Source organism: Streptomyces sp. NPDC005774, from assembly GCF_042871645.1.
GTDB lineage: Bacteria > Actinomycetota > Actinomycetes > Streptomycetales > Streptomycetaceae > Streptomyces > Streptomyces pratens.
Genome location: NZ_JBIAIV010000158.1, coordinates 1 through 1,090, shown reverse-complemented (window position 1 = coordinate 1,090; position 1,090 = coordinate 1). Strand labels below are relative to the sequence as shown.

The 1,090-nt window shown below is 69.4% G+C and carries 1 protein-coding gene; it reads left to right on the top strand.

The window, feature by feature from the left end:
• Positions 1-48 precede the first annotated feature (48 nt).
• Positions 49-1,083, top strand: coding sequence for an IS30 family transposase (locus ACFYQA_RS39590; RefSeq protein ID WP_388928701.1), 1,035 nt, complete (start codon positions 49-51; stop codon positions 1,081-1,083).
• Positions 1,084-1,090: the final 7 nt, after the last annotated feature.

The window sequence follows — 1,090 nt, the reverse complement described above, 5'->3', positions numbered from 1 at the left end:
GGCGGTGTCATAGCCTCGAAGCAACAGTGCAGGTGAGAAGGGTTGCTCGTGGCAGTGCGGAGACCGTTGACGCTCGAGGAGCGTGAGGAGATCGCGGTCGGCCGCGCCCGGGACGAAGGGGTGCGGGAGATTGCACGGCGGATCGGCCGGGACCCGTCGGTGGTCAGCCGGGAGATACGCCGGAACAGTTCGCGGCGCGGTTACCGGGCCTCGACCGCGGACCGTCGGGCCGCACAGCGACGTCGGCGCCCTCAACAGCAGTTGCTGAACGCCGACTTGGTTCTGCGGGAGCGTGTTCTGGCGGACCTGCGGTACGGGCGGACACCGAACCAGATCGCGGGGCGTTTGAAACTCGAGGCCGCAGACGCGAGTGTGGCCCTCATGGAAGGCTCGCTCCCGGCCGGCGGGGAAACGATCTCGCACGAGGCCGTCTACACGTGGATCTACGCGCTGCCCAAGGGCGAGCTCGCCCGGCTGGGCGTGATGCTGCCCAGCCGCCGCACCGCCCGCGGCCCCCGCAGCAGGCCCGACGCCTCCAAGGGCGCCCGGATCGCCGGCATGCGCTCGATCCACGACCGTCCCGCCGAAGCCCTCGGCCGCCAGGTCCCCGGCCACTGGGAGGGCGACCTCATCATCGGGAAGAACGGCGCCTCCGCCGCGGCGACCCTCGTCGACCGCTCGACCCGCTTCTGCGTCATCCTTGCTCTGCCCGCGGGCAGGAACGCCGACAGCCTGTCGACCGTGCTCACCGAACAGGTCCTGGGAATGCCCGAGTTGGTCCGCAAGTCGCTGACCTGGGACCAGGGGACGGAAATGGGCCGTCACGCGGCGCTCACCCTGGCCACCGGCCTGGACGTGTACTTCGCCGACCCGCACAGCCCCTGGCAGCGGCCGACCAACGAGAACACGAACGGCATCATCCGCCGCTACCTCCCCAAGGGCACCGAGATCACCGACCACCAGCCCTACCTCACCGCCATCGCCGAAGAGATCAACAACCAGCCCCGCCGCTGTCTCGGCTACCTCACCCCACAGGAAGCCTTCCAGCGAGCCCTGACCGAAGGTGTTGCTTCAACGAATTGACACCGCC